A 9,678-nucleotide genomic window follows, 5' to 3' on the forward strand; every position below is an offset into this window, starting at 1 on the left:
AAGCAATCGCATCTATTTCTTCCAATAAACAATTAGCTTTTTCAAGTGCCGTATCTACTACAGGTACAATGTTTTGAATATGTGCACGACTGGCCAATTCAGGAACTACTCCACCATATTGTTCATGAATTTTTTGCGTTGCAATAATATTGGACAAAATTTTTCCATCGCGACAAATAGCTGCGCTGGTTTCATCGCAAGAACTTTCGATGGCTAACAGTGTGATTTTTTGATAGGATTTTTGCATAATGAGAATTCAAAGTACAAAAATAAAACTAAAGCAGCAGGCATTCAAAACAATTATGAGATTCTCAAATTGCTGTCTTATCAAGTCTGTTTGGGTCCCTCCAAGGCGGCTTACATCTGTTTTTTCACATAACTTTAAACTAATTGGTGATAATCAGATTTTTTGAACTTGCTTCTTTCCATCGCCAAATTTCATCATTGGGCAAGTCTTAGAATTATACCCGTTTTCGATGAATCTGTTTACTTATTTATCCAAATGCCTGGCTTAAAATAAAGAGCAATTCCTCCTGTGGCTACCTGAAGGCGCTCTGCCCACTTGACGTACAGAAAAAAAATAATAGTACAATTCGGACATTCAGATTTGTATAATGTAGTTATTTATGATTTTACATTTAATCTTAGTCCTATTGCTTCATAAAAAGGAGTGAGTTTGCTTAAATTTTATAGAAGGAACGGTTATTTATCTTAAACCAATGCCCGCTTATTAGAATTTAATTACTTCTAATAGCTACAACGGGATTAAGTTTCGCAGCTACAGAAGCCGGTATAATACCCGAAATGACACCTAAGAAAATACAGATAGAGAATGCCAACACAATTATTCTTCCTGCAATAAAAATGGGAAAAGGAACGAAGTTGCTAAGCACCAGAGTAAGTAGCCAAACTAGTATTAATCCTATTAATCCACCAATGACGCAAAGAAATGCGCTTTCTATTAAGAACTCGGTAAGGATGGTCCGACTTTTAGCCCCTAAAGCTTTCTTTAGTCCAATTTGCGACCGTCGTTCGCGAACAGTTACAAACATAATATTCGCGATTCCAAATCCACCCACAAGAAGCGATAGTCCCGCAATAGCCCATCCACTTGTATTGAGCACACTAAATAAACTATTGATTTGATCGCGGAAAAGATTGATGTCGTTTAGTGCAAAATTGTCGTCTTGTTTGGGGCTTAATCTTCTGAGTTGACGCATCAATCCGCGTAATTGGTCAATCATTGCTTTATTGGACACGCCTGGTTTACTCTGAACAAAGATTTCCGGACTTAATTTCTCCGCATTATAAATGGAAGCGAAATAGTGATATGGTATTATGATGGACTGATCAAATTGGAAAATATTAATCATCTGTCCTTGTTTTTTTACCACACCAATAACTGTTACCTTATTTCCCTGGACACTTATCTGCTTGCCGACGGCTAGAGCTGGTTGCTTAAACAGTTGTGTTGCGACTTCATTGCCGATAACACAAACAGCCATCCCACGGTTAAATTCATTTTCAGTAATGTAACGTCCCGCGTCAATGTCAATGGTTTGTACCCTGCTAAACTCATCTGAGGTACCGTAAATATTACCATTATAGGTATTGTCTTTATATTGAAGTAGTGAATTTGTATGATTCAAATAATACATTGCATCGGCATCGGTGGCATTTTGCTTTAAAAATTGGTATTCACTGTACTTTACTTCGGGTCGGTTGATAAATTTCCACCAGGGATAATCGTTTGTATTGAGAAATTCCCATTTACCTACTTGTACACTATTTGAACCCAACTGATTCATGTCCGATTCCACTTTATGCTGCAGGCTATCTACGAGAGCCAGTACGCCTATAATACAGAAAATGCCTATAGTTACGCCAAATAGCGAAAGAAAAGTACGCAGTTTGTTTACCTTGAGTTCCTGCAAGGCCATCAAAAAACTATTCCAAAGTATGCGAAATAATTTACCCATCGTTTGTCAAACCTACAGCAAAAAAACTAGTAAGGCGTGGAAAAATCAAAATTTTATATGGATGGAAAATAAGGCTGTTGTTTGGTCTGAAAAATATTTCAAGAAGAATATTTGGTAGACAAAAAAGCAAAAGTTACTTTTGCATCCCGCAGCGTTAAAAACTTCGGAATCGGGGCGTAGCGTAGCCCGGTCATCGCGCCTGGTTTGGGACCAGGAGGTCGCAAGTTCGAATCTTGCCGCCCCGACTTTTATCATTGATAATCAATAAGCAAAAAGCTGTCCGGACATATTTCGGACAGTTTTTTACTTTACGGGATAACCAACCAAATTCCTGTTTAATTAAGTGCGTTCTAACTGGCTGCAAACTAAAATTACTTATAATCCCTACCACTAGGCCTGGGAATCGTATGACGACCGGCAAAACAGGTCAGCGAAAAAAAGAGAGGGATAAAGTATTGCAGAGCAGCTATTAATTGTACCTTTAGGTATGCAACATAATGTAGCCATACCTGGATTTAAAAAGCGCCTGTTCTGGGAGTATAATTACGACAAGATTGACTGGCAAAAAAGTTTCGTCAGTGTCATTGGAAGAGTCATTGAAAGAGGTACGCACGAAGAATGGGATATTCTTACCCGTTTTTATGGCAGGCAGCTGGTTACGGATATCATCAAAACCAAGATCAAATCCCTGCCAGATGAAATAATGGAAGATGTCTGTATTTATTTTACATTAAACAAGGAGGATCTCTTATGCTACAGACGCAGACAGTCAGGCCTGAAACACTGGTTCTAATACAAAAACTCAGCAACGATGAACAGCTGAAAAATTTTATCTTAGTCGGTGGTACTGCACTTTCCCTTCAGATAGGTCACCGGATATCGGTTGATATTGATCTTTTTTCTTCCCTGCCTTTTGATGCCAAAAAAATCTCAGATTACCTTGCCAGGCAATACAACACAAAATTGATCAATACGTTGACCAATGGAATATTTTGCTATATCGATGAGGTGAAAGTAGATCTGATTGCCCACCAGTATAAGCAAATAGATGCACTGGTAATTGAACAAGAAATAAGAATGGCTTCGCTCAAAGAAATCGGTGCGATGAAGTTAAATGCCATCGTGAACAGCGGCAGCCGGTTAAAAGACTTTGTAGATATGTACACATTGCTTGAACATCACTCGCTCAAGAGTATGCTGGATGCCTATGAGCAAAAATATCCGCAAACCAATCGTCAGATAGCTACCAATGCACTAAATTATTTTGAAGACATTGATGAAGAAATTGATTCTATTCGATTTATTGTGACACCTCCTACAATTGAGCAGGTAAAAGAACGCTTATATAATGCAACCTTGGATCAGCGCAAGATCTTCCCGGATTTGCAGCAGGCAAAAAAGCAAAAACTTACCCCGGAGATTTCAGAACAGGAGCGTACTCTGCAACAAAAAAGGCGACAAAAACAATCCCGCGGCCCCAAAAGGTCAATGTAAATCTGATTCATTGTGACCTTAATAATTTATGCGGCATCTTCTTAAGCTGGGTGTTTACACTTATCTCAATTTTTGAGTTGCGCCGATTTAATTTTTTGCTTTTTACCCCAACCATTTTTACTAGTAACGTTGCGATAAAAAGCGCTTCTTTTGTATTTTTGACTTTAATAACAATGAGTCGATTGTGTCTCACGGAATTTGTGCCACAGCTTGTAGCACAAGTTCGGAAAATTGAAACGCATTTAAACGACGTACAACAAATGGGCATTATCCGTTAAAAACAGAGTGAATATATTTGTATTCTGAGAAATAAAAATTGAATGATATGAGTCCCAATAAAAGAAAATTATCGACAGCACAACATGAGGAACTTCTTAAAATATTGAAAGAGCGTTTTGAAAAAAATAAAAGCAGGCATAAAGAAATTGAATGGCGTAATGTAGAGCAAAGGCTGAAAGCCAATCCAGAAAAATTGTGGTCGCTCAATGAAATGGAAACAAGCGGCGGTGAGCCCGCTGTTGTTGCTTATGATAAAAAGACAAAAGAATATGTCTTTTTCGATTGTTCGGCAGAAAGCCCGAAAGGCAGACGTAGTCTTTGTTACGACCGCGCAGCATTGGATTCAAGAAAAGAACACAAACCCAAAAACAGCGCGCAGGATATGGCATTTGAAATGTGTATTGATATATTAACTGAAGAAGAATACAAAACATTGCACCAATTTGGAAACTTCGATACTAAAACATCGAATTGGGTGAAAACGCCCAACGATGTGAGAGAACTGGGCGGTGCTATCTTTTGCGATTATAGATTCGGAAGAATATTTACCTATCACAATGGAGCTGAGTCTTATTATGCAGCGAGAGGTTTTCGTGGTAAATTGAAAGTCTGATTTTTTGATGAATACAATTTTACATATTCATAACTAATATGGTTTGCCATTGGATAGCCTGACTAGATTTTAAGAAGTGCGCAATGTGGGATTTCTTATCGAAACAATATCCTGTCCTGATAATGCATATCTTTTGCATCATAATATTTTTGACTCCAGGAATCATTGCCGACGAGAAACATGGCGGGAGGTTTGTTGTTTTTGTATCCTGTGCCGATACGGTATTTATCCAGAAATAAGAAATGGTCTACTAGAGACAAAGCCTCAATTGTAAACACAGTTGCAATATCCTGATCGCGAATGGCAATCAGGTTATCTCCGTTTTCATTTTCTCCACCTTCGGCAAAATTGGAGGAACCGCACCAAACAATAGCGTTTGCGGTATTGAATCCACAGACAATAAATTTATGGTGCACCTGATGTCCAATCGTAATACTTTTTTGAATATCAAAGGGGGGAGGTAATAATACTTTTTTGGGTAATCCCGTTACTTTGATGCCACTTCCACTATCTGGTTTATACAAAAAAATATCTGTTTGGGAGTCCGTAATACCATAGCTGAATACTGTTTGTTTCTGGTGCAAATCAATCAAGGTTTGGGCAATGGGTCCTTTTACGGTAGGATCGGTATCCATTACAGCAAAAAACACGCTGCTCTTTTCTGCATTAATCCTATTTGAGATTGAGTTTAAACGTTGCAAGGAAAACACATCAGAGTGTGGAGAAAAACTAATGTCCATATCGGGAATACCAGATTGTTTAACGGTATAAATTTGAGTTGCAATGGTAGATTGAGAGAAGATTTTATTATTCAAATTGTCGTTCCAAGCTTCATTAAAAACCTGTGCATAATATTGAGCAACAACTGCATTATCGAAAACAAGCAGGTGGTTGGAATTGACATATAATCCGGTAACGGAAAAATTGGTGGAGCCTGTTAAAACTTTTGTGGGGTTGCTGTTTTTATTGATAATAAAAACTTTGTTGTGTTGATACCTGTTGAAATGCCCTCGCTTAATAAAATTGTCTGGTTGATTGCCACAGGCAGCGCGAAAGGCCTGTTCAAATTTATCTTCGGGTTTTGTACCGGCACCGTTGTGATGCAAGGAAGCATTATCGAGTATTATTCTTATTCGTTTTTCTTTGGCTAGTAAAAGAAAATCATTGATAATATCAGGCTCATTAAAGTCATAGGCAAATACATCTATCGTTAAAGACGGGTCTTTTTTAATTTCATCAATCAAGTCAAAAATAATTTGTCTGGCTGTGTAGCCCGACCAAGCGTATTCATCTGCGAAAGAATAAGCCTGCCCATTGGGATTTATGCCGGCTTTTGCAGAAGTATCGAAACTAAGATCGTAATGCGGAGGTTTGAATAGCGCGTTCACACCAAACTGATGAGCAAACGCCTGCGATTGCACGAAGCCTCGTGTGAAACCAATTGTCGTTTTCCCTTTGGTAAACGGCTGAACGGTTATCTTTACTTCTACAGATAAGGCGTTATTAATGGGCAGTAAACTATTGTCTCCATTAAAATAACGCGGCGTAACTATGTAGGTATAGTTCCCAAAAAACGGGTTACCATTTTGATGAAAATTTCCTGGCACGTGCAGCCACCTGAATTTTTGAATAGGGCTGTTAAGCGTTGAGTTGGCAGACACGACTTTGTTTTGTGTATGTATAGCTGGATTATCAAAGCTTAGTTTGTTCAACAAATAATAAGCCTGCTGTCCTTCGGGTTGTACGGCTATCGTGAAACCAGCCAATTGTTTTGCCTTTGCTCGTGGAAGATCGAACGCGAGTAAGGTTTTTGCATCTCCTTGATAGGCTTTCAGTGTAAAGTTGTTTTGCGTATTTTGGGCGAACATGACTGATTTTTTATTGGTTGTTAACGGCATGGAGATAATTAATTTCAATTAGGAGAGAACACATCCGTATAATAATATATAATAATATCTACGCACAGATTTAAATATTATTTTATGCTTCTTTCATCGCATTCATATATGATTCGACATTAAGCGCATATTGCTCTGCCTTTGGTCCGGTGCCATTGTATTTTACTATTATTTCGTGCAGAGAATCGACAGTTTTTGCGTAGTTTTTCAATTCTTTGATTAGCCTGTCGAGGCAGGTATTAATATCATGCCACTCTTTTTTGAAAAAGAAATCTTTATCCTGTTTAACGAATTGCAGATCGCGTTGAAAAATACCATAGCCTTTATATAAATAATTGGCTGATGGGTAGCCATTCGGAGCATCCACTTGTGGCATAGCCCTTTGCTTATTGCCTTCTTCGATAAGCATATTGCTAAATTCGAGGCCATATACATTTTCAAATGCTTGCCTGTTCTTCGGAAATGCAGTGCGTGTAGTTCCAGGAAAATCCCCGCTTGCATCAAAAACACATCGCGCTAAGACAATATCTGTCGAATAATGATCTATCCACAAAAGAATTTTATAGGCGACTTCTTCACATGCAATAGCAATCGGAAGTGTTTTTTGGAATTGCGTATCTTGCAAGGCATTCGTGATATTGTTGTCAAAATTAAGCAACATCCATTGCTGCATTTTTTGAGCGATTGCTTGTATTGTACTGTGTAATTTTACCGGCATTGGATATGCTTTAATATTCTGATGACTACAGCCGTTTGCTGCAAACGCGGTAGAATTTATTAACCTTAAATACTAAATTTTTATTTTATTCTGACGTTTCATTTTTCTCGCGTCCATTCTTCTCTTGACCTCCTGCAATAAGTCTGTTAAGGCTAAAATTGCAGTGGCGATTAAAGACATCTTTACATAGTTCCAATCAATGGTTCCATTCATTATTCTTGAGGCAATGCCTGTAAGTACAGGAATAAGCAAACCAATTGTGGTACTCAGCCATGCCCGCCAAATATTGCTCACTCTCGGTTTTACAAAGTCATATTTTTTTATCTCCAAACTCATGCGGAAATCATATCTGTTTTATAGGCGAACTACTTTTTGATGAATCACACCCGGTGAAACTTTAAATCAGTTGACATCATACAGCACACCCCAGCCCGTGCAGGCGTCCCATCCTTTTGTGGCATCATATCCCAGATTGCCTTGCACTGTTTTATTATTTCCTTGTGTAATATCCCGGCATTTATATTTGCCGCTATATAAATCGTTGTTGATAAACCCAATCGATTTGGCTTCTTGTTGATTCAAGCGGGCTATTAATCCTGCCATCAAGGGCGCTACGGCACTTGTTCCCCCGATTACTAAACTTTCTCCATCTACGAGTACATAATAGCCCGTATCTGGATCTGCGTTTGCTGCAACGTCAGGTACACCTCTCCCTGCAAACCCGTTGTTCACAGACGTAGGAAGGTTTATTTGTTGTTGATAATCGGGTTTGGCAAAATAATCGCTCACACCGCCGCCAGTGGCGCCACCATCTGCATTATGCCAAACAGTTTCAGAAGCTATTGCCGAGTTATTTACATTGAGCGTGGTGCCGCCACAACCCAAAACAAATGGGCTAGAGGCCGGAAAATCAACATGTACTTTGCCATCTTGTTCACCATCGGCAGAACCATTGTCTCCTGCCGCTACGCAAACTGTGACACCCATCATAGCTGCTGCCTGAAAAGCGTTGTTGTAAGTATTTCTGGATTGATCCGTCCAATTGTTTTCGGCAGAACCCCAGCTAATGGAAATGATGGAGGGTTTATTTTGGGTATCATGTACGGCGGCTTGTATAGCATCGAAAAAACCTTTATCTGTGTTGGTGGTAAAATAAACAACAAGCTTTGCATCCGGTGAAACAGCTGCTGCAACTTCTATATCCAACATTACTTCGCCATCCGCACTGTCAGGTGTTGTTGGATTGTTTGTGCCGCCATCTACCGGTACTATAGCGACTTGTGGAACGGCAATGCCCAATTGAGTAAAATAAGCGGTAATATCTTCCATCCGAAAACCGCCACCCAATTCTATTAGTGCTATACATTGCCCCTTGCCGGTAAGATTCTTTGGAAACCCATAAATATCCGCTAATTGATTGGAGTAAAGCCCTTGGGGCGTAGCACTATGGGAGATTGCATTGGGTTTCGGCTTCTTTTTTGCAACACGAAATTTTGGTGTTGCCTGCGGACGATTATCAAGCCCAAGTACTGCTTCTACAACAGGCAACATTGGTTCAGGCAGTAAAATATGTCCGCTTCTGCTTCTGAAAACCTGTCCGTCTTTTGTTTTGCTAGCGTGAAATGTTATATGAAAAGCTTTTGCAAAATCGCCCACGGTTCCTTTCAGCTGGACAGTTCTTTGACTAGTCGATATTTTGGTAATAATTAAATTAAAATGTCTGGCGAATGCGTCTACTAATTGAATATCTTCTTCACTTGCATGAAATTGCGATATAAACGCTTCGCGTGTTTTAATCTGGTAATTTGTATGAAAAACTCCCGGATTTGTTTCGTAACGTAACACTAGTGTAACTTCCATGGACGTTCCGCTATCAACCATTTCCTTTGAAGTCTCTGCCCTGTTCTGGAATGTACCCGACAGCGGCCTATAAGCCACTTTGTTGAAATCAATCTTAGTCATGGCATATTATTTAATACAATAGAAGCCACAAATACTGTGCTGAAAGACATTTTAGCATTGCGAAAGATGTTTTTTAACAATCGTGCTTTTTCGGCATGTGAACGACAGTTATACTATACTTATGGTGAGTTATAAAATGAGGTATTGAAACAATTCGATAAATACAAATATTTGACATTATTATGTTTCCTATCACTTAAGAAACAAAGACACCGGCTCTTTGAAATTAGAGCCAAAATGCCGTATTGTGGTTTTAAAAATATTGAACTGCGAACAAGATCAAAACGCCTATCGCAGTCATCTAACTACAAGGTGAAAAGTAAACTAACTTTCGTTTCGTTATATTCTATAGGATATTTCAATCGTATTTCATATGGCTGTCTTTTTATACATTTGCACGAGCGTAGTCGATATGGTGAGGGCTATTCCCCGGAAGTTGACAAAACAATTCTGTGATGATTAACGGTAGTAATGGATTCGGTATTAGTTTAAAACACAGCGGTACGTGGCAAACATATATCGATGAAAGAAAGCGAATGACAGACATGTTAATTTCCCATAAAGTGACAAATAATAAAAATTAAAGTATATGCCGGTGAACAAATATATAGCAGTGATTTTTTTTGTACTTGGCGGTCTTTGTACGAATGCGCAAAATAGACCTGACACCAAACACAATGTTTCTGATTGGAATACTGTGCATGTTTATTCTGACGCGGATACCTGGATAGCTTA

At 38.8% G+C, this 9,678-nt stretch carries 8 protein-coding genes, 1 tRNA gene and 1 pseudogene; 4 read left to right on the top strand and 6 right to left on the bottom strand.

Annotated elements, in window-relative coordinates; genetic code table 11:
- Both ACQR30_RS18320 and ACQR30_RS18325 read right to left on the bottom strand, forming a co-directional pair.
- Nucleotides 1-247: pseudogene (locus ACQR30_RS18320) on the bottom strand (tRNA (adenosine(37)-N6)-threonylcarbamoyltransferase complex transferase subunit TsaD); the annotation flags it as partial.
- 490 nt (nucleotides 248-737) lie between these two features.
- Nucleotides 738-1,979 (bottom strand): ABC transporter permease, encoded by a 1,242-nt coding sequence (locus ACQR30_RS18325; protein ID WP_429737253.1) that lies wholly within the window; start codon nucleotides 1,977-1,979, stop codon nucleotides 738-740.
- Nucleotides 1,980-2,149: 170 nt separating this feature from the next.
- Between ACQR30_RS18325 and ACQR30_RS18330 the strand changes: the two genes are divergently transcribed.
- The 4 genes from ACQR30_RS18330 to ACQR30_RS18345 all read left to right on the top strand — a co-directional run bounded on the left by ACQR30_RS18330 (nucleotide 2,150) and on the right by ACQR30_RS18345 (nucleotide 4,365).
- Nucleotides 2,150-2,224 (top strand) — tRNA-Pro (locus ACQR30_RS18330).
- 242 nt (nucleotides 2,225-2,466) lie between these two features.
- Entirely contained in the window at nucleotides 2,467-2,772 is a 306-nt protein-coding gene (locus tag ACQR30_RS18335; RefSeq protein ID WP_429737254.1) for a DUF6922 domain-containing protein, read from the top strand.
- A complete protein-coding gene (locus ACQR30_RS18340) occupies nucleotides 2,730-3,473 on the top strand; it encodes a nucleotidyl transferase AbiEii/AbiGii toxin family protein (RefSeq protein WP_429737255.1) in 744 nt (247 codons plus the stop codon). The genes ACQR30_RS18335 and ACQR30_RS18340 overlap by 43 nt, the downstream gene beginning before the upstream one ends.
- Before the next feature lie 325 nt (nucleotides 3,474-3,798).
- A complete protein-coding gene (locus ACQR30_RS18345) occupies nucleotides 3,799-4,365 on the top strand; it encodes a DUF4256 domain-containing protein (protein WP_429737256.1) in 567 nt (188 codons plus the stop codon).
- A 95-nt stretch (nucleotides 4,366-4,460) separates the two neighbouring features.
- Here ACQR30_RS18345 and ACQR30_RS18350 read toward each other — a convergent pair whose 3' ends face one another.
- From ACQR30_RS18350 to ACQR30_RS18365, 4 genes are all read right to left on the bottom strand, one after another.
- Nucleotides 4,461-6,233: a phospholipase D-like domain-containing protein gene (locus tag ACQR30_RS18350; RefSeq protein WP_429737257.1), complete on the bottom strand. Its 1,773-nt coding sequence runs from the start codon at nucleotides 6,231-6,233 to the stop codon at nucleotides 4,461-4,463.
- A 112-nt stretch (nucleotides 6,234-6,345) separates the two neighbouring features.
- Nucleotides 6,346-6,981, bottom strand: a complete 636-nt coding sequence (locus tag ACQR30_RS18355; protein ID WP_429737258.1) for a hypothetical protein — start codon at nucleotides 6,979-6,981, stop codon at nucleotides 6,346-6,348.
- A 72-nt stretch (nucleotides 6,982-7,053) separates the two neighbouring features.
- Complete coding sequence (locus ACQR30_RS18360; RefSeq protein WP_429737259.1) at nucleotides 7,054-7,317, bottom strand: hypothetical protein; 264 nt, start codon at nucleotides 7,315-7,317, stop codon at nucleotides 7,054-7,056.
- Between the two features lie 66 nt (nucleotides 7,318-7,383).
- Nucleotides 7,384-8,943, bottom strand: a complete 1,560-nt coding sequence (locus ACQR30_RS18365; protein WP_429737260.1) for a S53 family peptidase — start codon at nucleotides 8,941-8,943, stop codon at nucleotides 7,384-7,386.
- Between the last annotated feature and the right edge of the window lie 735 nt (nucleotides 8,944-9,678).

The organism is Arachidicoccus sp. (assembly GCF_050436765.1).
GTDB lineage: Bacteria > Bacteroidota > Bacteroidia > Chitinophagales > Chitinophagaceae > Arachidicoccus.